Origin of the sequence: Chryseobacterium tagetis (genome assembly GCF_016735585.2) — a bacterium.
GTDB lineage: Bacteria > Bacteroidota > Bacteroidia > Flavobacteriales > Weeksellaceae > Chryseobacterium > Chryseobacterium tagetis.
The window spans coordinates 480,821-507,759 of sequence record NZ_JAERSE020000003.1 but is presented as its reverse complement, the minus strand read 5'-3'; the positions used below and the strand labels follow the sequence as shown (position 1 = coordinate 507,759).

Annotated in this window: 25 protein-coding genes; 15 read left to right on the top strand and 10 right to left on the bottom strand. The window is 35.1% G+C overall.

The features are described from left to right. Window positions 1-15: 15 nt before the first annotated feature. From JI747_RS12280 to JI747_RS12225, 12 genes are all read left to right on the top strand, one after another. Window positions 16-2,295, top strand: a complete 2,280-nt coding sequence (locus JI747_RS12280; protein ID WP_225689075.1) for a glycosyltransferase — start codon at window positions 16-18, stop codon at window positions 2,293-2,295. Window positions 2,296-2,400: 105 nt separating this feature from the next. Then, window positions 2,401-2,826: a DUF1896 family protein gene (locus tag JI747_RS12275; RefSeq protein WP_225689074.1), complete on the top strand. Its 426-nt coding sequence runs from the start codon at window positions 2,401-2,403 to the stop codon at window positions 2,824-2,826. Between the two features lie 433 nt (window positions 2,827-3,259). Next, window positions 3,260-4,669 carry an aminotransferase-like domain-containing protein gene (locus JI747_RS12270; protein ID WP_225689072.1) on the top strand — a complete coding sequence of 470 codons (1,410 nt, stop codon included), beginning with the start codon at window positions 3,260-3,262 and terminating at the stop codon, window positions 4,667-4,669. Window positions 4,670-4,750: 81 nt separating this feature from the next. Next, window positions 4,751-5,257 carry a GNAT family N-acetyltransferase gene (locus tag JI747_RS12265; RefSeq protein ID WP_225689070.1) on the top strand — a complete coding sequence of 169 codons (507 nt, stop codon included), beginning with the start codon at window positions 4,751-4,753 and terminating at the stop codon, window positions 5,255-5,257. A gap of 367 nt (window positions 5,258-5,624) precedes the next feature. Further along, complete coding sequence (locus JI747_RS12260) at window positions 5,625-6,617, top strand: phosphotransferase (RefSeq protein ID WP_225689068.1); 993 nt, start codon at window positions 5,625-5,627, stop codon at window positions 6,615-6,617. Between the two features lie 132 nt (window positions 6,618-6,749). Continuing rightward, window positions 6,750-6,965: a hypothetical protein gene (locus JI747_RS12255; protein ID WP_225689065.1), complete on the top strand. Its 216-nt coding sequence runs from the start codon at window positions 6,750-6,752 to the stop codon at window positions 6,963-6,965. A 473-nt stretch (window positions 6,966-7,438) separates the two neighbouring features. Next, complete coding sequence (locus JI747_RS12250; protein WP_225689063.1) at window positions 7,439-7,726, top strand: putative quinol monooxygenase; 288 nt, start codon at window positions 7,439-7,441, stop codon at window positions 7,724-7,726. Further along, window positions 7,727-8,479: an alpha/beta hydrolase gene (locus JI747_RS12245; protein ID WP_225689061.1), complete on the top strand. Its 753-nt coding sequence runs from the start codon at window positions 7,727-7,729 to the stop codon at window positions 8,477-8,479. Window positions 8,480-8,634: 155 nt separating this feature from the next. Then, on the top strand, window positions 8,635-9,579 hold the full coding sequence (locus JI747_RS12240; RefSeq protein WP_225689059.1) for an aldo/keto reductase: 945 nt from the start codon (window positions 8,635-8,637) through the stop codon (window positions 9,577-9,579). Between the two features lie 200 nt (window positions 9,580-9,779). Then, complete coding sequence (locus tag JI747_RS12235) at window positions 9,780-10,190, top strand: hypothetical protein (RefSeq protein WP_225689057.1); 411 nt, start codon at window positions 9,780-9,782, stop codon at window positions 10,188-10,190. Window positions 10,191-10,382: 192 nt separating this feature from the next. Then, window positions 10,383-10,946, top strand: coding sequence for a hypothetical protein (locus tag JI747_RS12230; RefSeq protein ID WP_225689052.1), 564 nt, complete (start codon window positions 10,383-10,385; stop codon window positions 10,944-10,946). A 6-nt stretch (window positions 10,947-10,952) separates the two neighbouring features. Beyond that, window positions 10,953-13,076, top strand: a complete 2,124-nt coding sequence (locus JI747_RS12225) for a cation:proton antiporter (protein WP_225689051.1) — start codon at window positions 10,953-10,955, stop codon at window positions 13,074-13,076. A gap of 148 nt (window positions 13,077-13,224) precedes the next feature. On the opposite strand, the gene JI747_RS12220 is transcribed toward JI747_RS12225, so the two are convergent. Beyond that, window positions 13,225-13,395: a lmo0937 family membrane protein gene (locus JI747_RS12220; RefSeq protein ID WP_225689050.1), complete on the bottom strand. Its 171-nt coding sequence runs from the start codon at window positions 13,393-13,395 to the stop codon at window positions 13,225-13,227. A 249-nt stretch (window positions 13,396-13,644) separates the two neighbouring features. Between JI747_RS12220 and JI747_RS12215 the strand changes: the two genes are divergently transcribed. Then, on the top strand, window positions 13,645-14,151 hold the full coding sequence (locus JI747_RS12215) for a pyridoxamine 5'-phosphate oxidase family protein (RefSeq protein ID WP_225689049.1): 507 nt from the start codon (window positions 13,645-13,647) through the stop codon (window positions 14,149-14,151). A gap of 133 nt (window positions 14,152-14,284) precedes the next feature. On the opposite strand, the gene JI747_RS12210 is transcribed toward JI747_RS12215, so the two are convergent. After that, a complete protein-coding gene (locus tag JI747_RS12210) occupies window positions 14,285-14,683 on the bottom strand; it encodes a hypothetical protein (RefSeq protein WP_225689048.1) in 399 nt (132 codons plus the stop codon). Window positions 14,684-15,044: 361 nt separating this feature from the next. Between JI747_RS12210 and glk the strand changes: the two genes are divergently transcribed. Further along, window positions 15,045-16,121 carry a glucokinase gene (gene glk / locus JI747_RS12205; protein ID WP_225689047.1) on the top strand — a complete coding sequence of 359 codons (1,077 nt, stop codon included), beginning with the start codon at window positions 15,045-15,047 and terminating at the stop codon, window positions 16,119-16,121. 299 nt (window positions 16,122-16,420) lie between these two features. Here the strand turns inward: glk and pgl are convergent, their stop codons facing one another. From pgl to JI747_RS12175, 6 genes are all read right to left on the bottom strand, one after another. Further along, window positions 16,421-17,146, bottom strand: a complete 726-nt coding sequence (gene pgl, locus JI747_RS12200) for a 6-phosphogluconolactonase (RefSeq protein ID WP_225689045.1) — start codon at window positions 17,144-17,146, stop codon at window positions 16,421-16,423. Window positions 17,147-17,155: 9 nt separating this feature from the next. Continuing rightward, complete coding sequence (zwf, locus tag JI747_RS12195; protein WP_225689043.1) at window positions 17,156-18,670, bottom strand: glucose-6-phosphate dehydrogenase; 1,515 nt, start codon at window positions 18,668-18,670, stop codon at window positions 17,156-17,158. A 31-nt stretch (window positions 18,671-18,701) separates the two neighbouring features. Then, the gene (gndA, locus tag JI747_RS12190; RefSeq protein ID WP_225689041.1) at window positions 18,702-20,132 is read right to left on the bottom strand and encodes an NADP-dependent phosphogluconate dehydrogenase; all 1,431 of its coding nucleotides are present in this window, start codon (window positions 20,130-20,132) and stop codon (window positions 18,702-18,704) included. A gap of 105 nt (window positions 20,133-20,237) precedes the next feature. Further along, entirely contained in the window at window positions 20,238-20,699 is a 462-nt protein-coding gene (locus JI747_RS12185; RefSeq protein ID WP_225689039.1) for an RpiB/LacA/LacB family sugar-phosphate isomerase, read from the bottom strand. A gap of 70 nt (window positions 20,700-20,769) precedes the next feature. Next, window positions 20,770-22,779, bottom strand: a complete 2,010-nt coding sequence (gene tkt / locus JI747_RS12180) for a transketolase (RefSeq protein WP_225689037.1) — start codon at window positions 22,777-22,779, stop codon at window positions 20,770-20,772. A 287-nt stretch (window positions 22,780-23,066) separates the two neighbouring features. After that, window positions 23,067-24,317: a hypothetical protein gene (locus tag JI747_RS12175; protein ID WP_225689035.1), complete on the bottom strand. Its 1,251-nt coding sequence runs from the start codon at window positions 24,315-24,317 to the stop codon at window positions 23,067-23,069. A gap of 309 nt (window positions 24,318-24,626) precedes the next feature. On the opposite strand from JI747_RS12175, the gene JI747_RS12170 reads away from it, so the two are divergent. Beyond that, entirely contained in the window at window positions 24,627-25,283 is a 657-nt protein-coding gene (locus JI747_RS12170; protein ID WP_225689033.1) for a 3-keto-disaccharide hydrolase, read from the top strand. 104 nt (window positions 25,284-25,387) lie between these two features. On the opposite strand, the gene JI747_RS12165 is transcribed toward JI747_RS12170, so the two are convergent. Both JI747_RS12165 and JI747_RS12160 read right to left on the bottom strand, forming a co-directional pair. After that, window positions 25,388-25,969 carry a TetR/AcrR family transcriptional regulator gene (locus tag JI747_RS12165; RefSeq protein WP_225689031.1) on the bottom strand — a complete coding sequence of 194 codons (582 nt, stop codon included), beginning with the start codon at window positions 25,967-25,969 and terminating at the stop codon, window positions 25,388-25,390. Window positions 25,970-26,044: 75 nt separating this feature from the next. Beyond that, window positions 26,045-26,797: an SDR family oxidoreductase gene (locus tag JI747_RS12160; RefSeq protein ID WP_225689028.1), complete on the bottom strand. Its 753-nt coding sequence runs from the start codon at window positions 26,795-26,797 to the stop codon at window positions 26,045-26,047. Window positions 26,798-26,939: the final 142 nt, after the last annotated feature.

Here is a 26,939-nt window from a genome sequence, read left to right as displayed (position 1 = left end):
AAAAATGAAAATAAAATGAATAAAAATATTACTTCAGACGTGGAGGACAAAACCATAAGACCCTCTTTAAAAAAAGAAAAGCGCATCATTTATAATAAATCTGAGATTCTCTTCATCAGTACTTTTCCTCCGAAGGTATGCGGGATTGCTACTTATACTCAAGACCTCATAAAATCGCTTCATTCAAAATTCGAAGAATCTTTCCAGGCAATTATCTGCCCAATTGAATCGGAGGGAGAAAATTACGACTATGATGAACACCCAGAATACAAATTAAATACTTCAGACATTGTTTCCTTTTTGGAATTGGCGGAAAAGATTAATAATAATGATCATATCCGGCTAGTAATGCTTCAGCACGAATTTGGCTTTTTCAATGAAACCAAAAACGGATTATATCTTTTTCTAAAAAACCTACAGAAAGAAATCATTATCACCTTTCATACCGTACTCCCTAATCCAGATATGGAATTAAAGGCCAAAGTGAAGGAACTCGCAGATTTTTGCAAATCAATTGTGGTAATGACCGCTATATCATCAGAGATTCTTTCAAAAGAGTATAGTATTTCTCCTGATAAAATCACTGTTATTCCACACGGAACACACTTGTTGCCCTTTACAGATAAAAAGGCATTAAAAGAAAAGTATGGACTTAAAAATAAAAAAGTTTTGGCCACATTTGGATTATTGGGTTCGGGCAAAAATATTGAAACCACTTTAAGAGCTTTACCCCAAATTATTGCTCGGAATCCTAATGTTATTTTCCTGATTCTTGGCAAGACTCACCCTGCTATTGTAAGAAATGAAGGTGAAAAGTACCGTGAACATTTAGAAGATCTGACTTGTAAACTTCATCTGGAAAATTACATTCGTTTTATTAATGAATATCTGCCCTTACCTGAATTATTAGAATACCTTCAGCTCACCGATATTTATCTTTTCACTTCAAAAGACAGAAATCAGGCGGTAAGTGGTACTTTTTCTTATGCTATCAGTTGCGGATGTGCTATTGTTTCGACTCCTATTCCCCATGCTTTGGAAGTTTTAAAGGAGGAAACAGGAATTATTATTGATTTTGAAGCCCCAAAACAATTGTCTTTTGCCGTTAATACTTTACTGGAAAATGAAACCCATCGTAAAAAATTACGCGTAAAATCTTTACAGAAAATGGCTCCAACAGCTTGGGAAAATTCATCTATTTTACATGCTTTATTATTTCAGAAATTAAAAGCCGGCAATATAAAACTCAAGTATACCTTACCTAAAATAAATCTTGATCATATCCAAAATATGACAACAAATTTTGGGATGATACAGTTTGCCAAAATTAACAAACCGGATATTGATTCCGGATATACTCTGGATGATAATGCACGTGCGATGATCGCTATCTGCAAACATTATCAAATCAGTAAGAGTACAACCGATTTGCAGCTGATTTCAATATATTTACATTGTATCCAGTTTTGTCAACAGGCAGATGGCAGTTTTCTAAATTATGTTGATAAAGAAAAAAAATTCACCCCACAAAATTACGAGACCAATCTTGAGGATTCAAACGGAAGAGCAGTATGGGCATTGGGATATTTAATTTCATTAAAAGAAATTTTACCTCCGGAATTTTATGAAACTGCAGAAGCTATACTTCAAAAAAATTTGGTCAACGCCGAGAAAGTATATTCTCCAAGAGCCATCGCTTTTATCATTAAGGGATTGTATTACCAGAATTCTAAAAAAAACGTTCCTTTATTAAAAGAACTAGCTAATCGTTTGGTACAAATGTATCAACACGAATCTGAGGGAGACTGGCTTTGGTTCGAAAGCTATCTTACATATGGAAACAGTGTATTGCCGGAAGCTTTATTACTTGCTTGGGTTACTACTAAAAATGAATTGTATAAACAAATAGCGGAACAGTCCTTTACCTTTCTCTTATCTAAAATAATTGTTGATGGTGCTATAAAAGTGATTTCTAACCAAGGCTGGTTACAAAAAGAAAACCAAGAAAACAAAACATTCAATGGCGGAGAGCAACCTATTGATGTGGCGTATACTATTCTGGCATTGTCTTCATTTTATAAGCTTTTAGATGATGAAAAGTACCTGCCAATAATGCTGAATTCTTTTAACTGGTTTCTGGGAAAAAACCATTTAAACCAGATTATTTATAATCCTGTAACGGGAGGTTGCTATGACGGACTTGAAGAACACAATGTGAATATTAATCAGGGAGCAGAATCTACCGTTAGTTATCTAATGGCAAGACTGGAGTTTTCAACCTGTGTGACCTCATAAAATGTATCATTTAAATGCTTGTCAATTTCAATGATAAACCCAGGATATAAAGCCCAACACGTACAATTATTGCAAATTTATTAAGGAATATAACGTAGAGATTCTATGGAAAAGGATATATCATATTACAGGGAGCGATTACAAAATTTATTAAATAATAGCTTTCCAGAATTAGTTCATGACACGGTATTAGTAGACCAGCGCTCCAAGCAGGCTAAAATTGTATATGATGGTGCAATAAAGTCGGGATGTTCAATCGAGCAATCTGAATTTTATGCTGATCATATCCTTTTTGAGAAGCTTCATTTCTCAAAATTCGAGACGGTCTTAAGTATTGTAAGTAAAAACTTTGCAAATCTCATGAGATATGATGAGCTAGAGCCTTTTAGTATGAAAATGTTAGAATTATGTACCCCTTTATTTGATAAATATGAACTTAGTGATGATTTTGCCTATACTTATGATTATGACAAACTTTATATGGAAATAACAACTTCCATTATTAATTGGGTTAATGAATCAGAACTCTGAATATCGTCCTTTCCAATATCCTTTCAAAAGAGAGGTTCGAAATATCCTTTGTGAACCTAAGCACGCAAGCTTATCTTATTTCATGACAGACTGCTTTCCTGAAACACTCTTATTTTAAATAAATTCAGGCAACAATATACTTGAATGTAATAAGTTTCATCTTTATATAAATCCTATTAACTACATACAAATTAAATATACTTCTTAAAATCTTTATGAAAAGGAGAAGCAAATCGAAGTAAAATAAAATCAATTTATTTCAACTTCGATTGTTTCAAATGCTTTAAGTTATATGGAATCTTACAATTTCTAAATTCAGAAAGACCTATAAAAGGATAAATTATCTGTACATAATTTCAGATATTAAGAGGTCTTACTTTAATAATATGAGTACATTTATTGAAAATTTAAAAACATACATGCAGTTTTAATAATGAAGGAATATAGATACAGAGTATTTACAGATGCAATAGAAGATAATATAATGAAAGGGGTATTGAAGTATGGTGATAAATTGCCGACTGCGAGACAAATCAAAGAAGAATACCGACTCAGTATCAGCTCTGTACAAAGTGGTTATGACTACCTTATTCATAAAGGATTGGTCAAAAGCCTTCCGCGATTTGGGTATATCGTCAATTATCAATATAATAAAACCTCAAGTAGCCATCAATCTGATTTAAAAGCCATTCCAAGAGATTCTGTTTTCAGAAAAAATATTGTATTAACCTCACAGCAAAGACAACATACAGAAGTTACTGCTTTAAATGCGGCTGTACCTTCAGATTTTTTAATTCCTCAAAAATTAGTACTTAGAACCATGCAGCAAGTCATCAGAGAAAAAGGGGCTGCCCTACTCCGCTACTATCCAACTACGGGAAAAGATGAACTCCGTGAATTGATTTCTAAATATTCGGCCCAACATCACTCAAAATTAAAGCAAGAAGAAATCATTATTACTGATGGCGCATTACAAGCCCTATACATTGCATTGTCTGTCACGACAGAGCCGAATGATATTATTGCAGTTGAAAGTCCTTGTGTATTTTCAGTGTTGGAAGTGATTGCAAATCTGAAGTTGAGAACGATAGAAATTCCGGTAAGAAATGATATTGGCTTTGATACAGATTATCTTGATAATGTATGTCAAAAAAATAGTATCAAAGCTATATTAGTCACTCCAAATTTCCATAATCCAACAGGAAAATTAATGAGTAATAAAACAAAAGAAGAACTTTATCATATTGCTTCTTCTCATGATATTCCCATCATCGAGAATGATATTTATGGTGATTTGTATTTCAGTGGCACAAGACCATCAAATATAAGTAGCTACGACCATAATGGTTTAGTAATCACAGTCTCTTCATTCTCAAAAAGTCTGGCTCCAGGACTTCGATTAGGCTGGATGTCAGCGGGAAGATATTTCTCAGCGGCCGAAAGGCTGAAGTTTTCTTTAGGAAGATCTGTTTCACCTTTACACCAAGAAGTTGTTGCAAAAATATTATCAACATCCAGCTATACCAGACATCTCCGCTCATTTCGCCATCAGCTGGAGCTCAATGCGATAAAGCTGGTGAATCATTTCAATCAGTTCTTTCCTTCCGATACTTTTACTACAATTCCAGCAGGGGGTTACAGCTTATGGATAGAATTAAACCCTGAAACTGATATGATCTCTTTCTATAAAGCCTGTAAAAGATTTGGGGTAAGTTTTACGCCCGGTAATATTTTCTCATTTACAAACGCCTACGATCATTTTTTCAGAGCCGTATTTTCAAATCATTTGACCTCTGAAAATTTGGAGGGTATCAAAAAAATAGGTAGCGTGTTGAGTAGTTAACTGTACCGATCATTTTTAATTATTCTGTATCGTGAACTGCTTTTCTTTCGTCATTATATTTGCTTATTAAAAATTAATAAAATGCATATCGTAGCAAAATTTACTGTAGGTTCAGAACAAGGCATCGATCTTTTTCTTCAGCTCAAAGAAGCTCAACTGAAGGAAATGTACAAAGACAATGTTGATATCGAAAAATTAAATCTTTTTATGGAAGACGAGCTTGATCACAGGTCAGCAATTAATTATCTGAATGATATCACAACACAATTGGTGATTGTTTTTGGAGATGATAAAGCATTAGGGTACTCCATTATTAAAAATGCTTACGAAAGACCGTCCATTCTAAAAGATAAAAAAGCGGTAAAATTATCTTTATACATCCTGCCGGAATATCAGAATTCTGAAGTATTCCAGTCACTATGGCAAAAATGTTTATCTGTTACCAAAAGCTACTCTCAATGGATGGAAGTTGTATCAACCGATCCTTTGATCCCTTTTTATGAGGATTGTGAATTTAAAATCAATACCCATTCAGTTTTGCCTCCATTTCAACTCCCATCATCTGTACTGATTCGCGATAAGGAATAATTTAAATCCTTATGTAAATATTTTTAACACCATCTTCTTAAGCTTTCTCCATCGCATTCACAATACCGGACTACAAAACCAATTGAACATTAAATTTATCAGCACGCTTCCTTAAACTTATACTGCAAGCAAATATGAATATCACAAATTAGAAAGCAGGTAAGTTAAAAGAGACGTGATGAAGAATAAGATTTTGGAAAAATACAGGATTCCTTTATTAAGGTTTTCAACGACGGGAAGTGGAGAAAAAGAGAGGTTGATTAAAAAATTGCACACATCGTAAAACTCAATAACAATAGGAATTGCATATCTTTGTGAGTTTTTCCTTAATGTAAAAAAACAGCGAACAAAGGTAATCCAAGAACCAATGAAAGAGATATTCCCATCGATAAATAGCACACTTTCTCCTACCGAACTTTCTAAACTTGTTCAAGAGCAATATGGGCTCAGCGAAAAAACAGAATGTAGTATCATCCGATTGGCGATGAACCATTTATATAGAGTTCAAGATGGTGAAAACAGCTACGTTTTCAGAGTATATACCCATAACTGGCGTACCGAACTAGAAGTTGAAGAAGAATTAAGACTTTTAACCCATTTAAAAGAAAATAACCAACCAGTTGCCTACCCAATTGTAGACCGATCAAACAAGTATATCCAGAAAATTCAAGCGCCTGAAGGAAAAAGATTTGGCGTTTTATTCTCATTTGCAAAAGGCAAAAAAGCAGCAAAGTTTTCACCGGAAACAAGCTTTCTAATTGGTCAGGCATTAGCCAAAGTCCATCGGTCGACAGAAAATTTTGAACTGAAAAGAATCACCTACAATACCCAAAACTTGCTTACAAATCCGGTTTTGAGAACAAAAGAATTTTACAACAATAACATTGATGAAATTGAATTTTTAGAAAAACTCTCTTCCTATTTAATCCCAAAAATTGAAAATATCGACCGCCTAAAAACAAGATTTGGAAGTATTCATCTCGATGTTTGGTTTGACAATTTACACATTGACGAAGAAGAAGGAATAACATTTTTTGATTTTGATTTTTGTGGGAACGGCTATCTATGTTTCGACATTTCTTATTTTCTGTTTCAGTTGCTTGCAACCCATCTGAATGAAGAGGAATATCAAATAAAAGCAGACAGCTTTATTAAAGGTTACGAAACCGTAAGTGAAATCAGCAACGAAGAAAAAGAATGCATTCCTTTTGCCTGTCTATCAATAATCACGTATTACATAGCGGTTCAGTGTGACAGGTTTGATTATTGGACCAATATATTCCTGAATGAAGACCACTTAAAAAGAATGGTTGGAAACTTGAAACGCTGGATGGCTTACCATAACATCGAGATTGAATAACGATTGGAAAATACCGAATAGTTTACAAAGCTTAAAGTAGTTTAATCAGCTTTTATTAATAGCAATACCTTTTATATTACCTATAGAATTACTATTTTTAACGTAATAAACTCATTTAACAACAAAAACACCATGAACACCAAAAGAATCGGAAATATTATCATCGCAGCATTAGCTTTAACTCCTATTATTCTTTTTATTGACATCAATTTTTATGATGAGAATGGTTTAACAAGCAACAGGTTCAATGAAATATTGGGCTGGTCATTAATCAGAGCTTTAACGATTTCGTTGGCGGTTAACATTGGCAATTATTACAGAGTTGTTTCGAAAAATAAAAGTAATTAATTGTAAAACTGTGATTGGGATTATTAATTTTTACAATTACATGTAAGAAATAATAAATTCTGCCTCTTTCATAGTTTCTGTTTTAGCCTTTACATATCGACAGGATAATCGTTGTTTTCCTGTACAATCACACCCGAAAAATATTTCTTATACAAAATCTGTGCTTGAGATATTTAGTTTTGATTTAGTTATTTTTTTAATTTTCTAAATAAAGCACATGAACTTCATAAAAAACAATAAGACCTATTACAAAAAGCGGTCTTATTGTTTTTTTTGGATTCTATCCTATAATTACAAGATATTCTTTGAATATTACAATCTAAAATTTATCTTTTAGAAGCATATTTGTATAGTTATAGAAAGCTATATCAATCTATTTCAAATAGGAAAGATTCAGTTGCCATCAATAAAAACCTGAATCAGGCTCCTAACTTTTACTCTCATTTAAAATAATTACAAAAACTGAATACAAAATGTTATACGTTATTGCTAAAAGCATTTCAAAAAAAGAGGACATCTTACAGACTCAAAAAACTCTGGAAGCTTTAATAGAACCTACAAGAAAAGAAGAAGGATGCATTAAATATGAACTTCTGCAAGACCATACAAATCCCGAGGTATTTTTCTTTGATGAAATCTGGGAAAGCAAAGAAAGGCTAAATGCGCACGCCTCTTCCACTCATTTCTTACAAGCTCAGGAACAACTGAAATCTTTATTGGAAAGCCCGATGGAAGTTTATCTTTTAAATAAAATAGGATAAATGAAATCTCTCTTAAACCTTGCACTAGTATTGAGCTTAACCATTGCCTGTCAAGCTAAGGAATCAGAAAATCCAATATCTGAAAGTAATGAAATTCCAACGATCAAAAATGATTCTCTGTTTTATAAAACGAGAGAAGCAAAAGGAACAGAAAAACCTGTTCTCTTGATATTAATGCACGGTTTTGGAGCTAATGAGGAAGACCTTTTGCCATTGGCAGATTCCTTTCCCGAAAATTATATTGTGATAACACCACAAGCGCCTTATAAAATTGGTGATCAAAATTACCAATGGTATACAAGCGAAAAAGATGCTGATGGAGGATTTGGAGGAAAAAAGGAGGAGTTAACGGCAAGCATTACAAAAATTAAAAATCTGGTCAAAAGTTTACAAGAAAAATATAATGTAAAGGCTGATAAAACATTTATCGGAGGATTCAGTCAAGGGGCGAATATGAGTTATGAATTAGGACTTACATCCCCTTCTTTGTTCAGGGGAATTGCGGTATTGAGCGGAACGATTTTTAATACTTTAAAAGAAACTGAAGATAAAACCAAAGCGGGTTCTTTAAAAATTTTCATTGCTCACGGCGAACAAGACAACAGGATTCCTCTTACAGAAGCCGAATCTTCTAAAAAATGGCTGGATGCACACCAATATCAATCTGAGTTTCATATCTATAAAGGAATGTCTCATTATATTTCGCAGGAGGAAATTCAGGATTTGGTAAAATTCACTCAGAAAAATTTATAATATAAAAGACTTTAAAACAACTTATTTCTTTTTAAGATTACCTATTGTAATTTCCTTGTTAGTGCACAGACCTGTTCGATTGGCAAACTTTAAATGAAAGGATTGAACTTATTCCTGAATAAAGAATAATTAACTTAAACTAAAATATTTTTACAATGAAAAAAAGAATCATTAAAAATACAGACCTTGAAATAGCCCCAATCAATTTTGGAGGAAATGTTTTTGGATGGACGCTGGATGAGCAACTGTCATTCGGAATTCTTGACAAATTTACAGAAGGAGGATTTAATTTTATCGATACAGCCGACACTTATTCCTGGTGGGTGAACGGAAAAGGAGGGCAATCCGAAGAAATCATCGGAAAATGGATGAAGGAAAGAAAAAACCGCCAAGATATTGTTTTAGCAACCAAAGTAGGTTCAGAAACGAAAGAACATGGCTTTGACATAAGTAAAAAACACATCCTGAAATCTGTTGATGAATCGTTGCAGCGTCTTGGAACAGATCATATCGATTTGTATTATACCCATTTTGATGACAATACAACACCTGTGGAAGAAACTCTGGCTGCTTATGATGAAATCGTAAAAGCAGGAAAAGTCAGATATATTGCAGCATCCAATGTTTCTCCGGAAAGGTTGATTGAATCTTTTGAAGTCGCTGAGAAAAATAACTTCCCAAAATATGTCGCTTTGCAACCTCATTATAATTTGGTGGAAAGAGCAAAATTTGAGACAGAATACGCCCCTTTGGTTGAAAAATTCGGGTTGAGTGCATTTCCATATTGGTCTTTGGCCGCAGGATTTTTAACAGGTAAATACAGAACCGAAGCTGATTTTGAAACAACCACAAGAGGAGCCGGAATCAAAAAATATTTTGATGATAAAGGAAAAACGGTTCTGGCTGCACTGGATAAAGTTTCAGAGAAGCACCAATCTCAGCCTGCAACAATTGCTTTAGCTTGGTTACTGGCAAATCCGTTAATTACTGCACCCATTGTAAGCGCAACCAGTGAAAGACAATTGCAGACTATTTTTGATGCGCCTAAACTAGAATTAGATTCTGAAGATTTGGAAATTCTTAATAAGGCAAGTAAATAGTTAATAATTAAAAACACAATAAATAGCTATCGTAGCGGGTATTTTATACAACATTTCTGCTACGATAACCTATTTTCAGAAACCTTTTAAAATATCCAAAAACATAATGCAATCGGCCGCCGTGGTTGACAACTTATTGTTCTCCTCTTTTTCGTATTTTTAATGAATATATCAGGCGCTTTACATCTAAAAAAACTACTATGAAAAAATTAAGTACATTTCTGTTAATCTGTTTTGGATTTTTGATTATTTCAGCTCAAGAAAAAGAAAAGAGCCCTTACTATATCGATAATGACAGCATTACAATGACGGTGATTATGAAACACCAACAGACCAATCCGGTGGATTCCATCCAAGGAAAAGTAATGAAACAAGGTTTCTATAAAAAACTCAAGAGCAGTCATTCAAAAATTGTTTCCTGGAATGTGGTAATGGGAATTGGGCAGATTATTACGCTGAAATTTAAGCCTCAATATTTGAGAGAAATCAATCAGGTTTTTGAAAGCGGAGCTTGGGGAGGCTTCAATACAGAATTTTATCCTACTTATGACTTTCTTCCTGTTTACCCAAAAATGCTGGAAAAAGAAAAAAATATAAATTCAAAAAAATAGTGGTGATTAAATACCTTAATCTATCAAATTTAGGCACATTAAAATATAGTGTTGCCTAAATCAGCTCCGACTTTTTAAATCCTTAAAAACGACTTTTTTCAGTCTTATTTCCATTCAAATCCTTTCATTTCCCTTATACAAACTTGGATTTTGACTTAAGTTTTTCTTATATTTAGACAACAACTCAATTCTATGAAAAATCCAGTACTTCTACTTTTTTTCTTTCTGATCCTTCTGAACTGTGAGAATAAAAATAAAGAAAATGAATTAACAGCCAGGGAAAAACAATTACTGGATAAAGAAAAATCATTCGCGCAGAAAGAAGCAGACTACCAGTCTCTTTTGAAAATGAGAGACAGTATTTTTGCACTCAAGCATGCGGATTCAATTAAAATAATAAAATGGCCCGATGAAATTACCGGCTCATGGATCGGGAGAGTGATATGCACAGAGTCCAACTGTGGGGATTATGTTGTGGGTGACCAACGTACGGATACATGGGAATTTGCAAGCGATTCCCTTCAACTTTTCACTAAAATTGTCAATAACAACAATTTAGTAAGATTATATTCCGGAAAATTTGAAAAGAACGAAATCAGACTGAACTTCAAAACAGATTCCACAGCAAAAAAACAGGTCGATATGAATGTGCTGATCAATGATATTTCTGACACAAAAATGAAAGGCATCAGAACCATTGCCTCTGATAACTGTATGGCAAAATTCTCAGTAGAATTGGTACGTTCAAAAAAATAAACACAAATGATTTTACTAAGTATCAACAACCTAAGTCTTCCCATTGAAGATCCTGTCCTGAAGTTTCTTCTGGTGCTCATTATTATTTTGGCAGCACCCCTTTTACTCAATAAAATAAAAGTCCCACATTTGTTGGGATTAATTATTGCAGGAGCAGTAATCGGGCCCAACGGATTCAATATTTTAGCCAGAGACAGTAGCATTGTTGTAACAGGAACAACGGGTTTACTGTATATTATGTTTTTGGCCGGATTAGAAATCGATATGGGTGATTTCAAAAAAAACAAATGGAAAAGTCTTACTTTTGGCTTATACACCTTCATCGCTCCTTTTATTTTAGGCTATCTTGGAGGAATATATATCCTTAATTTTTCTGTATTAACTTCGGTACTTTTTGCCAGTTTGTTTTCATCGCATACCCTGATTGCTTATCCGTTAGTCAGTAAATTAGGAATAGCTAAAAACACAGCGGTCAATATTACAGTTGGTGGAACAATGATCACCGATATTCTTGCGCTTTTAGTTTTAGCGATTATCGTAGGAATGGCTCAGGGTGATGTCGGAACCGAATTCTGGACGAAACTTTCGATCTCTTTTATTGTTTTCGCAATCGTTGTTTTAGTTATTTTCCCTATCATCGGAAGATGGTTTTTCAAAAAAGTGGATGATAAAATTTCACAGTATATTTTTGTACTGGTCATGATTTATCTTGCAGCGATGTTAGCAGAATTAGCCGGAGTAGAAGCCATTATCGGAGCTTTCTTCGCCGGATTGGCTTTAAACAGACTTATTCCGCATACTTCCTCATTAATGAACCGTGTAGAATTTGTCGGAAATGCTATTTTCATCCCCTTCTTTTTGATTAGTGTCGGAATGCTGATTGATTTTAAAGTATTTTTTAAAAGCTGGGAAACCCTTGAAGTCGCAGGAATTATGCTCGTTGCATCAATTGGAGGAAAATATATTTCAGCCGTTGCCACACAGAAAACATTCAGACTTACCAAAGATGAAGGCAGGCTCATTTTTGGTCTGAGTTCCGCTTCTGCAGCAGCCACTTTAGCTTCTGTAATGGTAGGTTATAACATTATTCTTTCTGAAACCGAAACGGGAGAACCCATCAGATTATTAAACGAACACGTTCTTAACGGTAGTATTTTACTGATTCTTATTTCATGTACTATTTCATCATTCATATCCATGTCGAGTGCACAGAAAATTGCAGAACAGGATAATGAGGAAACCATTTCAGGAAACAGCGATGAACAGGAAAATATTCTTTTAGCTTTAAATTATGAAACGACCGTAGAAAGAATGGTTAATCTCGGGATTTTAATTAAAGCTCATTCCAACACAGAAAATGTATTTGCTTTAAATGTCATTAATGAAGACAAGAACGAATCTTCAGTAAAAAATGCGGAAAAACTTCTGCATAATGCCACAGATATTGCAGCTGCAGCGGACGTGAAGATTCAGGCGTTAAAAAGATATGATAATGATGTGATTAACGGAGTCAAGAATGTTATAAAAGAACAGAATATCACAGACCTCATTATCGGTCTGGAAGATGATAAAGGATTTTCACCCTCGTTTACCTATAATTTATACAATGGCTATTTGCAGAGCGACGATGTAAATGTTTTGGTTTACCATGCGGCACAGCCTCTGTCTACCATAAAAAAATACGCTGTAATGATTCCCGAAAAAGCGCATAAAGAAGCCGGATTTTTTCATGCTTTATTAAGGGTATGGAATATCGCTAGAAATTCCGGAGCCACAATTACCTTTTATGCTTCAGAAGAGATTTTGGGTATTTTGCAGAGAATTATAAAAAAAGCCAATATTGAAGCGGAATTCATCATTATGAATGATTGGAAAGACGGTGAGAAAACTGCCATACAATTAAAAGACAATGAAGCCCTTATTGTATTTATGGCAAAAAGAGGAATGGAATCTTATCTTCCGCAGATGCGACGAATTCCTGAATTGCTTAATAAATACCTGAATGATAAAAATTATTTACTGATTTTTCCTTTTTCAGAATTTGACAACATCAATTCGGAGAAAAGATCAGTAGGAAATCATGATGATTTTATGGAAATCGGAAATATTATCAAAAGAACGTTTAAATAAACTTCTTCTAAACATAAAAAGTGGAAATACTTCCACTTTTTATATTCGTAATTGAGCATTTTTCTCAATAGGTTTCTGAAATATCATCCTTACTAAAATCCTTATATGATAGATTTTTGATAGTCAGATAAACACCTGGTGATTATAATCAATCGAGTGGTTTTCTGCCGGAAATAATATTATATAAAACAACAATTATTGCAATAACCAAGAGCGTGTGAATTAACCCTCCTGTATCCATTCCCGGGATGATACCTGCCATTCCCAATACCCAAGCTATTATACATATAACAGCTACTAGCCAAAGTAAATTTTTCATACGTTTAATTTTTGATGTTGTACGTAGTATAGCATAAAGTGTGCCTTTAAAATAGGATGATATAAATTATCAGCTTGCTAGATTCTCTTAAATAAAATCAAGATTAAAATGGCATTATTTTTTCTTTTCTATAATTTCATAACACCAAGATATTCTATTCTGTTACAAAAAATTGCAATACATTCTAATGACAAAGAAATTGCAAAAGGATAAATATAATTAATCACACCCACTAAAAATCAAAATATTATGTCAACACAACATCTTACCAATCAGGAAGCCATCAAAAAAATCAAAGAACTCTCGGAAAAAGCAAAAATCTGCATGTTTTGCACAGAGTTAGACAAATTGCCGGTAAATTCCAGACCGATGGGAATACAGGAAACCGATGACACCGGAAATCTCTGGTTCATCAGCAGTGAAAGCAGCAACAAAAATTTTGAAATCAAAGAGGATAATCGTGTTCAGCTTTATTTTATGAATAACAGTGATTCGGAATATCTCTCTATTTTCGGAGAGGCTTTTATCTATACAGACAAAGCAACAATCGAAGAAAAATGGTCGGCAATGGCCAATGCCTGGTTTGACGGAAAAGATGATCCCAATGTTTCTATCATCCGGGTACAGCCCAAGGAAACTTATTACTGGGATACAAAGGCAGGAAAATTAGTAAGCCTCTTAAGTTTTGCAACCGCTGCAATTACGGGTAATAAAACAGATAATTCTGATGGCGTTGAAGGGAATGCGATGATCTAGAATAACATTTATACAATTAAAAAAGACTATTAGATTTACTCTAATAGTCTTTTATTTATATCTGAAATAATGAATTAAAAGATAACTTTTACAAATACTCTATAATTTCATCCTAAAAAAATTAAGAGAGCAATTAATTGCCCTCTACCTGAACCAACTCTCTTCCTGTCAGTACGAAATAAAGATTCTGTAACTGATGAAGATATTGACACTGAATATAATTTCCAAAGTATAAAAATCCTTCTAATATTTTCTCCTTTGAAAGGTCAAAATCATATTTCCCAAAATTGGGCAAATCATAACGGATTCTAAAATCTGAACGGTAACTTTCTTTAAAGCCAAACTTACAAAGCCACTCACTAGTCAGTAAAATAGGTTTTAAATCTTCTGAGTCTACAGGAATTTTAGAAGTTCCTTTTCTAATCTGCACAAGACTGCCATTATTTTTATGATCTAAGTCGAGTCCTGTAATAGGTACAATTTCTTCTTTGTATTGTATTAGATTTTGAAGTCTGAGTTCTTGAATTTTCATAATTGGGTGTGTTTAAAATTTTATAATCTGGATTTTAGAGCCTATAATAATTCAATATGATGTGTTTAAAAAATAATGATTCTTATAAAACAATTTTTCTGCCAAAATAAACTTCATTTTAAAATACATAATGAAATATTATTATTAATTTTATGACTATAATCACAACATATACATAGTTCATATCTACATAAGTTGTTTTTAAAATAACATCGTTATCTTCCATTCTGATCTGATGACTTTTTTTCCAAAACGAAACATTTATACTAAGCAGATAATCGTGATTATAAAATAATAATTCAAAAATAAAAAATAATCTAAAAAATTATTTTAACTTAATCTATTGATAAACGTCCCAGTTATGAAGAATTTTCAGGAAATCGTTTTACCCGATATTTCAGATGTAAGTATACCGATGGCTTATCCTTCGGGGCAAAAGAAACTGCCTGTTTCAGGGCTTGTTTTAGCAGCAGATGTGGGCGGAACCAAAACCGAACTCGCGCTTTTTCAGATCAAAGAAGGAAAATTACTCGCTCTGAAAAACCAACGATATGCTACCACAGATCATCAATCCTTTATAGAGGCAATCCGCAATTTCCATGATGAACAATCATCTGTCATTGACTGTGCCTGTCTAGGTGTAGCCGGTACTGTAGATGGTGATAAAGTGAAAGGGGTCAACTTTACATGGGAAATAGATGCGAAAAAAATAGCATCTGATCTTAGGATAAAAACCGTTTTGCTTATTAATGATCTTCAGGCCAATGCTTACGGTTTATCTGCACTTGACGACTCAGATTTTGAAATTATTGCCAAAGGAGAAAAAGATGAAGGTAACGCCGTGGTAATTTCACCGGGAACCGGTCTTGGTGAAGCAGGAATGTTTTGGGACGGAACTTATTATCATCCTTACGCTACTGAAGGTGGTCATTGTAATTTTGCACCTTCTAATGAGCTCGATGCAGAACTATGGAAATTTTTAAAGAACAGTTTTGAACATGTGAGCTGGGAAAGGCTTATTTCAGGACAGGGCATCCTTAATATTTACCAGTTTTTAAGAAGCTCCAACACCGAAAAAGAACCGGAGTGGCTTACAGAACAATTAAAAATTGACCATTCAGCCAAAACGATTTCTGCGGCAGCTATTGATAAGAAAGATCCGGTGTGCATTGAGACCATGCAGCTGTTTTTCAAATATCTTGCTATAGAATCCAGCCAGCTTGCATTGAAGACCAAAGCAACAGGCGGAATTTTTATCGGTGGAGGCATTGTTCCCAAAAACCTCAGCTTGATTGATAAAAAAGAGTTTTATAAGACTTTCATCAATACCGGAAGAATGGAACATTTATTAAAAAATATTCCTGTAAAAATTGTCCTCAATGATAAAACGGCTTTAATGGGAGCCGCATATTATGCTGCAATGGGAATTTCAAATTAACATTATCAATTCATATTACCACATTTTACAACTATTTCTAAAAAAAATAACTCTTAAATCATTAAGAGTTATATATCAAGTCTGTTTAAACTAATATTAAAATTAACCACAAAAGATACAAAAGCTATTTATACAGATACTATGAGATACTGAAAGCACTCAAAAGGATAAAAATCAAAGATTTTTAAAGACTTGGGCGTTCTTTTTTCAGCCTAATGATCAACTTTAAATATATGAATCTTTTGTGCCTTTTGTGGTTAAATAAAAAGTTTAAACAGATAAATGATCCAGAATATTTCTTACAATTTTGAAGCAGCCGGAGCATCTAAAAACCATTGCACATTTTTTTCATTCGATTGAATTAAACGTGCCGGATACTGATGTATTGATCCGGATTTGTCTTCCAAAACATGAAATACAGCTTCAGATTTTTCTTGTCCAAAAACCAAAAATGCAATATTTTCTGCCTGATTAATCAAAGGAGCAGTCATCGTAATCCGGAACATATCAACCTCTTCTACAAAAACCGATTTAATTGTGGCTTCGGTCTCTTCCAACACGGAAGTGTCTGGAAAAAGTGAGGCGGTATGGGAATTGTCCCCCAGTCCCAAAAGAATAAAATCGAACTTAACCGGTTGTTCCTCAAAATGCTCTGAAATAGAATCCCAATATTCTTGCGCTGATTCTTCAGGCGTTCCTGAGGTATTTACTTCAAAAATATTCGATGTATTGATTTTTAAAGGATTAAATAAAGCTTCCTTAACCATCACAGAATTTCTATTGGGATCATTTTCTGGCAGAAAGCGTTCATCTCCAAAGAAAAAATAGATGTTTTTCCAATCCATCTTATATTTGAATGTTTCGGATGCAAGTAATTCGTACAATTTTTTTGGAGAACTTCCGCCGGAAAGTACAAAATTAAAACGTCCTTTCTCTTTAATTGCTTTTTGTGAAGCCTCATCAATGATTTCTGCCAAAGCATTTATCAATTCTTCAACGTCCTTACATATTTTTAAATCGTTCATGGGTCGTTCTTATTTTTTTTGAGGTAAATTGATCCAGTGAAAGCCGTCTTTGGCAATGAGTGCATCTGCATTTTCAGGACCCCAGGAGTTTGCAGGATAATTCGGAAAGCTGGTCATTTTATTCTTTTCCCAATGATCGAGCACCGGCATTACCACTTCCCACGCTGCCTCTACCTGATCTGCCCGCATAAATAAGGTCTGATCACCCGAAATAACATCCAACAAAAGTGTTTCATACGCCTCTGGTGAATCAGTTTTTGTTTTTTCCGAATAATCAAATACCATATCCACCGTATTCAGAATCATTTCAAGACCCGGTGTTTTGCTTTCAAGCTGAAATTTAATTGCCATATCAGGTTGAATACTGATAATAAGCCTGTTCTGTTTTGGGACAGCATGTTCTTCATTATTGAACATATTATGAGGAACTTCCCGAAACTGCACTACAATATATGAAGCTGTTTTAGAAAGCCTTTTCCCTGTTCGTAAATAAAAAGGAACGCCTTGCCAACGCCAGTTATCGATATTGAATTTCATCGCGGCATACGTCTCAGTATTAGAATCCGGCTTTACATCAAGTTCTTCACGGTAACCGGGAACTTCTTTGCCTTCCACCCAGCCAGAACCATATTGCCCTCTGATTGCAGTAGTATCGATCTTCCCCGGAACGATTTTCCGGATGGCTTTTAACACATCAACCTTCCGATCGCGTACAAGATCAGCATCGAAATTTATAGGTGGTTCCATGGCAACAATACATAGCAATTGCAACAAATGGTTTTGGATCATATCCCGCAAGATCCCTGCATTGTCAAAATAACTTCCTCTTTCTTCCACCCCAATGTGTTCGGTCACCGAGATTTGAACATGTTCGATATGGGTACGGTTCCATAATGGTTCCATGATTGTATTGGCAAAGCGAAAAGCCATCACATTCTGCACCACTTCTTTGCCCAGATAATGATCTATCCTGTAGATCTGTTTTTCATCAAAAATGGTCAGTAAATTAGAGTTTAAAGCTTTTGCAGATTCGAGGTCTCTTCCAAACGGTTTCTCAATGATGATACGAGTCGTTTCCTTATCGTTCTCCAGTTTACTTTTGGAGATATTCTCTGCGATAGGACAGAACAAATCCGGCGAAACAGCACAATAATACAGCACTGAAGGATTCTGTTTCCACTCTTCCTTCAGCTTATTTATTTTCAAATAAAATTCATTGTAAGAAGCTACATCATTGATATTAGCTGCCTGATAAAAAATATTTGAGGAAAATTCTGCCCACTTTTCTTTTTTAGCCTTCCCTGTTCTGGAAAACTGATTGATTCCTTCTAATAGAGAATCCCGATATTTTTCATCACTAAATTTCGTTCTTGAAGTCCCTATGATCGCAAACTTTTCAGGCAGTCTATTTTCAAGAAAGAGATTATACAATGCAGGAATGATTTTCCGCTTGGTTAAATCTCCATTTCCACCGAAAATAATTATGACTGTAGGGTTTGCCTTTGTATCTGATGTTTTTGACATTATTTTTTTTTATTTAGAGTAAAACAACAGGTTAATTTTTAATATTTTCCATCACCCATTTGGTATGAAATACACCTTCCTTAGCTTTCAGTTCGTAGGTATGGGAACCAAAGTAATCACGTTGTGCCTGAATAAGGTTTGTCGGCATATTTTCTGAACGGAAATCATCGAAATAAGTCAATGCTGCAGAGAATGCAGGGGTTGAAATACCATGTAATACTGCATCTGAAACAATCTTACGGATACTTGGAATACTTTTACTAAAGCTTTCCGCAACATTTTTATCCAAAAGGATATGCTGCAATTCAGGGTTTTTATTAAAAGCCGCATAAATATCTTCCAGAAATTCTGAACGGATAATACAGCCTCCACGCCAAATTTTTGCAATAAGATCTAAGTTCAGCTCATATTTGAATTCTTTATTCGCCTGATAGAGCATATGCATTCCTTGGGCATAAGCGGAAACCATGGCAAAATAGAAAGCTTCCTCCAGTTGATCGCAATACTCAGCCTCATTAGTATTATACTGCTTTTCAGTGGAATCTGGATATACTCTCGATGCCTGAACCCGCAAATCTTTTAAAGAAGAAAGATCGCGCATGGAAACAGCAATATCAATAACCGGTGTCGGCAAATGCAGATCCATTGCCGCCTGAGAAGTCCATTTACCCGTTCCTTTTGCTTTAGCCTCATCTCTGATACTATCCAGCAAAAGATTTTCTTCTCCTTCATTTTTATATGCAAAAATATCAGTGGTAATCTCCAATAAGTAAGATTTTAATTTTCCTTCATTCCACTTTTTATAAACTTCATGGATTTTATCATTATCCATTTTTAGACCTTTTTTCATGATCTCATAAGATTCTGAGATCAGCTGCATGATCGCATATTCGATACCATTGTGCACCATTTTCACAAAATGACCTGCAGAACCCTTCCCCATAAAAGCAACGGTAGGTTCACCATTTACCTGGGCAGCAATTTTTTCCAGAACAGGTTTTAGAACTTCATAAGCTTCTTGATCTCCTCCGGGCATCATACTTGGACCTCTTCGAGCGCCTTCTTCTCCACCCGAAACTCCCATTCCAACAAAATGAAGGCCTTTGTCTTCCAATTCTTTGTATCGTCGTTCGGTATCGGTATAATGCGAATTTCCTCCATCGATAATGATATCTCCTTTATCCAGAACACCCAGCAATTCATTGATTACATTGTCTACTATTTCGCCTGCAGGTACCAGCATCATTACAACTTTTGGGCTTTTAAGACTGTCTGTAAAGTCCTTTAGCTGTGAGAAGCCCTGAATATTTTCATTATGTAAAGCATTAAGGGAATTTACTTTATCAACACTATTATCATATCCTGCACAGTGATAGCCTTTGTCTGCAATATTTTGTAGAAGGTTGGAACCCATAGTTCCCAAACCTATCATTCCGAATACATTTTGATTTTTTTGTTCCATTTTGTTACTTGCTTGTAAAATTTTCGATACTATTTTTAGTACTTTGGTTAAGTTATTTTATTGAATGATCCCGTTTTCAATGGAAATATTTGAAAACATTTACCATTAGGAAGGGTTTTCCAAATTCTGAATTTTTGCCAGACGCCGCAGATGCCTTTCAGCTCCGATGAATTCTGCATTAAGAAAAGCTAAGACCAACTCTTCCGCAACAGCATACCCTGTTATACGTCCGCCGAGACAGATTAAATTCATATCATCATCTTCAACGCCCTGATGTGCCGAGAAGTGCTCCGTGATTAATGCCGCCCGGATATTGGGAATTTTATTAGCTGCAATACAGGCTCCTACTCCACTTCCACATATCGCAATGCCACGGAAAACTTCTTTTGAAGCCACAGCCTTTGCCAGTGGAATTACAAAATCCGGAAAATCATCTGAACTGTTAAGTTCCGTTGCTCCGTAATCTATAGGTTCAAATTGATTTTCAGCCAAAAAAGATTTTATTTTTTCCTTAAGTTCAAAACCGCCGTGATCTGCACAGATCCCAATTTTTATGAATGTTGACATTCCAATTTGTTATTTAATTCTAAACTAATTTTCTGATCGCAAAGAATACATACTAAGGTCGTGAAAAATTCTATATGTTTTTCGAAAATAAAGCAAGCGATTTTTTCACTATATTTTCAATGCTAAACCCGTATTCTTTCATGATTTCTTCTGCCGGAGCAGATTCACCAAATTTGTCGATTCCGATAACATCGCCATCGTCAGTGGTATATTTCATCCAGCCAATTGATGAACCAGCTTCGACAGCCAATCGCTTACGGATGTTTTTTGGAAAAACTTTTTCTTTATAGGCAGCAGTTTGTTGGTCAAATAAATTCCAGGAAGGCATACTGACAACACGGGCATTAATCTGATTTTTCTTCAGTTCTTCCTGCGCCTGCAAAATTAAATGGACTTCTGATCCACTCGCAATTAAGATAATATCAGGTTCTCCTTCCGAATCTGAAAGAATATAAGCTCCTTTCTCCAGATTTTTTGCATTTGCATATTTATTTTGATCAATAACCGGAATTTCCTGTCTGGTCAATGCAATGGCGACAGGTCCGTCTTTGTGTTCAATAGCGACTCTCCATGCGTGTGTGGTTTCATTTGCATCTGCCGGGCGAATAACGGTCATATTCGGAACTGTTCGCAATCCGATCAACTGCTCTACCGGTTGATGTGTGGTACCGTCTTCTCCGAGACCAATACTGTCGTGGGTAAAAACCATGATCTGGCGTATTTTCATAATAGCGGCGAGCCTAAGCGGCGGACGCATATAATCTGAGAATATTAAAAATGTTGCGCCATACGGAATCAAATAATGGCTTAATGCCATTCCGTTAAGCACAGCTCCCATCGCATGCTCCCGGATTCCAAAATGGAAATTACGACCGTCACGGTTTTTTGCGGAAAATGATTGGTAAGCTTCAAGAACTGTATTGGTAGAAGGTGATAAATCTGCTGAACCACCTATTAATTGAGGAAAATATTCTGCAATAGCATTCAATGTTTTGCCTGAAGCCTTCCGTGTTGCCATATCTTCACCTGGTTCAAATACCGGTAGTTTTTCTTCCCATCCCTGAGGCAATTTTCCGGAAGAGATGAGCTCATATTCTTCAGCAAGATCGGGATATTTGTTCTTGTAATTTTTAAATAATTCATTCCATTCATCTTCATTTCCAGAGGATTTCTGGCCTGCCTTATGATAAAAATCTAATACATCCTGAGGTACAACAAAGCTTTTTTCAGGATCAAACCCGAAGTTTTCTTTTACTAAACGAACTTCATCTTTTCCCAAAGGTGAACCGTGTGCAGACGCAGAATCATGCTTATTGGGACTACCATAACCGATATGGCTGCGAACTTTTATTAAAGAGGGACGTCCTGTTTCTTCCTGTGCATTCCTGATCGCAACGGATAATGCTTCAAGATCATTAATATCAGGCAGATCCTGTACATGCCATCCATAAGCTTCAAACCTTTTGGCAACGTCTTCATCGAAAGCCAGATCTGTACTGCCTTCAATGGTAATATGGTTGCTGTCGTAGAAATAAATCATATTTCCCAACCCCAGATGTCCGGCAAGAGATGCCGCTTCTGCAGAAACCCCTTCCATAATATCACCATCACTGCATATTGCATAAATTTTATAATCAAAAATATTGAAATCCGGTCGATTGTAGCGTTTTGCCATATATTGCTGTGCAATGGCCATCCCTACTCCGTTTGCAAATCCCTGTCCCAGCGGACCGGTCGTCACTTCAATTCCGGGAGTGAGCCCATATTCAGGATGACCTGCAGTAATACTATGTAACTGCCTGAAATTTTCAATATCATTTAATGTAATTTTATATCCTGTCAAATATAAATAGCTGTACTGCAGCATACAGGCATGGCCGCAAGAAAGAACAAACCTGTCGCGATTTGCCCATTCCGGATTTCGTGGATTGTAATGCATTACTTCAGACCATAGTAAATGTCCTAACGGCGCTAATGCCATGGGGGTTCCCGGATGTCCTGAGTTTGCTTTCTGTACTACATCTGCTGCGAGGACCCTTACTGTATCAATACTTTTTTGAATTAAATTTTTGTTTTCCATTGTTACATTTTTGATTAATTAGTTGTAAATGGGTAAAAGAAAAAGATCGAAATAGATGTTGAATTTTTTGTTTCCAGTTTTTAAATTCAATGCACTTTGTTTTTACATCAAAACTGTGACCATTTATATAAAATGTGGCGGGATCTAAGCCTTAAATTTTGTTTTTTAATCTTTTGAATACTTTTCAGTATATAAAGTATAAGAAGTATAACTCTAGCAGCTGTCATTTAACAAAAGAGACTGTTTTTTAAACAGCCTCTTTTTATAATCTTTATTACGCATTTCTGCTATTCATATTTAGAAAAATCAACAGCAAATATGCATCTATTGACCTGACTTCCATTTTGTGCTCCTGCATTCGGTTCAAACTCCGTCAAGCTCCACAGGTAGTTATATTGAGATTCATAGTAAAGAGATTCGGCTCCGTATGGCCATCGGTAACGCACAGTATCATCTGCTCCATCAGTATAACGGGCTAATCTTGCATTGGAACCATAAGAATTGCTTGGAGATCCTGTACACGAAAGCCATGTTCTGTTTCCTTTTCGGAATACACCCTGTATTCCATGGGCGTGATTATCTGTGAAAAGGCTGTTCTTTGGAGTAACAGCGACAATTCCTGTATTTTGAAGTGTCCCATTAGCGTCAACAGGAAAACCGAATACCTGGGGAACAATGCTTGCATCGGCACTTCCTGCATAATATTGACCTGTCCAGAACTGCGTTCCTTCATCATTGACCTGAATCGTAGAGAACGGATTGGCATTGTTGATTTTTTGATACCCAACCTGAGGCAATATATACCGGTAATTGAAGGCAAATAAATTTCCATTAGCATCTTTACCGCATTTGTCAGCAGTTGTGTCTCCGGTACTTACTTCAATGATTTTATTCAAATCGAATACACGAACCCCTAAATTGGTACTGCTGAGATATATTTTCCCCTTAAAATAAGCAATTCCACCGGCATGTACATTCAATGGAGCATAAGAACCATACTGTGAATAGGTTGTTGTACTTGCAGGAATATCCGGCTGCACCAACAAAATATGACGGTACGTAAGATAAGTACTTGAACTCGGGCTGATGTCAATCAGAGTAATGCGGGAACCTTTAAATTCAGCATCATCTTTTGCATACCAGCTTACTAACAGGTAACGAACGCCATCTTTGGTAAAACCAGCGATTCCTTGTGGTCTCCAGATCGATGTAGTTTCATCATCGGTATTCCAGCGGATTCCTCTTACTCTGTTTTCTTCAGGAATATTGAATCCGTAAACCTCTGTGTAAGCACTTCCGCCTATTGCCTGACGGTTTTTATCGATCTGAGAGGGGTTTAGAAAGCTAAAACCAGAGTTGATATAACTACTTGTATCTACATAAGCATTCACACTTATATCTGCAGCTACTTTGTTGGCGTTGGCTTTTGGCGAAATTCCTTCTTCCGCTGAAACTGAAGTGATCTGATCATTTTGGCATCCGATGCTCGTTACAGCAAGCATCAGCATCCATCCAATGAATTTTTGTTTTTGAATCATGATTAATTTGATGTTTTTTAATAGTTTTTAAATTGCTTTCGAAACTATCAGATTCTCTTTTTATTTGGATCACGCCAGCATTAATTATGTATTAAGTTTTATAATTCCTTCATTCATCTAAGAATATTGCTCCAAATTTGACTATTTTTCAGTATAAAAGTGATTTTTGGTGACTTTAAAATTTCATTTCTGTATGCAACCCCACATTTTGCTGAAATCCTATCTTCTTTTATTTTAAATACAAAATCTTATAATTATTTTTACCATTTCATTTCCAGCTTTTAATACACTTTTTTTAAACTTTCATTTATGCTAAAAAAAATCATTCCCATTTTTACCTTTCTTTTTATTTTACATTCATGTAGTGTTCAGCAAAAAATAAATTCTGAAAGTGATTGGTATGCTTATACAAAAACCAGTTCTGAAAAACAGGACCCTTTAAAAGTATACGAATTCTCTGATGGAATGATCAGAATGCACGGTGAAAACATTGGGTATCTCATGACTAAAAAAAGTTATGATAACTTTGAACTTTCTCTTGAATACAGATGGAATATGGATGAGAAATACAATAAGGGAAAAGGCAAGAAAAACAGCGGTGTAATGTATAACATCCCTACAGATTCACCAGACAGGATCTGGCCGAAGGGAATTCAGTTTCAAATCAAAGAAAATACGACCGGAGATTTTATTTTTATGGATCAGATTACGGCAAAGGTGAATGGAAAGCTTGTTGAACCAGGAGCAAGCGTTACTTCTCCAAAATTCTCAGAAAATGAAAGGCCTTATGGAGAATGGAATTCGATCACGATCAGATCAGTTAATGGAAAAATCACCCAATTTCTGAATGAAAAACTTGTGAACGAATGTTTAGAGGCCTCTTCTGTAGAAGGCAGGATTTCATTAAATTATGAAGGTTCTGCTATTGATTTCAGAAATATTCGATTAAAACAAATTAAACGCTAGAGGAAATATTTTGCTTTTTAGATTTTCAAAAAATTATCTATCAGCTAGATTATATAAAAATCCCACATCATAAAGTCAATACATTTATTATGTGGGATTTTGTTTTACAATACAGACAGAATTGCCTTTACAATATCGTCATACACTTGCTTGTCTGCTTCTCCTGTTCTGGCCAAAACGCGAATTCCGGAATAATTATTAAAAATAAATCTCGCCAACGTTTTGGCATCCATATTCTTTGAAACCTGTCCGGAATCCTGCCCTTTTTGCAATGCTTTAGTGAAAATATCTTCCATGGTTTTGGTATTATTCTGTACAATTTTTGCGATTTCGGGATCGTGCATTGCCAGTTCTATGGAAGTGTTTACCATAAAACATCCTTTCGTGATGCGATCTTCCAGACTTTCGAGAACGGCCTGTTTAAAAATGGAGTGGAGTGTTTCTTTAGTATTTTCAGAAGCCTCGAAAAGGGCTACGATCTGATCTTGGGACTGTTTCTGATATTTTTTCAGAGAAGCTACAAACAATTTCTGCTTGTCTCCAAAAGTATCATATATGCTGGAACGGCTCAGACCAAGATAATTTACCAGATCCTGTGCAGAAGTTCCGTGGTATCCTTTGTGCCAAAATATTTCAATCGCTTTGTCTAAAACCTGATCTTCATTGAATTCTTTGGTTCTTGCCATGATTTTCTATTTTAAGTTGTCTTACAAAGATACGAAAATAAAAGAACGATCGTTCCAAAATATAAGAAAAAAATTTTAAACCACCGGATTCACTGTTAAACCACCGTCAACAATAATTTCTGTACCTGTGATAAATGAAGAATCATCTGATGCTAAGAAACTTACTGTTTTTGCAATTTCACTGGATTGTGCAAATCTTTTCAATAAAATTTTCTCCCCCAAAACAGTTCCGAATCCTGCTACTTCTTCGTTTGATAATCCTAATTTTCCATACAACGGAGTTTCAACAGGACCAGGAGAAACCGCATTTACTCTGATCTTTCTTGAAGCCAGTTCTACCGCGAATACTTTATTTAAAGATAAAACCGCTGCTTTACTTGCTGCATAAACGCTTGAATTCGGCATTCCTAAATGAGCATTCACCGAAGTGTTTAAAATAATGGAAGCCCCATCGTTTAAGATTGGCAATAATTTTTGAACTGTGAAATAAACACCTTTTACATTCACATTCATAATACTGTCGAAATGTTCTTCTGAAGCTGAATCTACCGGAGCAAAGGCAGCAATTCCCGCATTTAAAAACAGAATATCCACTTTTCCGAACTGAGAAGAAACCTGCTCTACCAAATTGTCAATTGATTTTAAATCGGTCTGATCTGCCTGAATTCCAATCAGATTGAAATCTGCTTCAGCTTGTGAAAGTGCTTCTTTATTTCTTCCGGTTACAATTACTTTTGCTCCTTTTTCTGCCAATTCTTTTGCTGCTGCCAATCCGATTCCGCTGTTTCCGCCTGTTACGATTGCTACTTTGTTTTCTAAATTTTTCATTTTTAAAATGTTTTAATTGATTGATTGTTAAATTTTCTGATACAAAATTACAATAACGGAACGATCGTTCCAAATTAATAAATGTTAAATTTTTGTTAAAATTAATTAGTCTCATTTTAAAGATTTTTATCCTGCTTTCTGT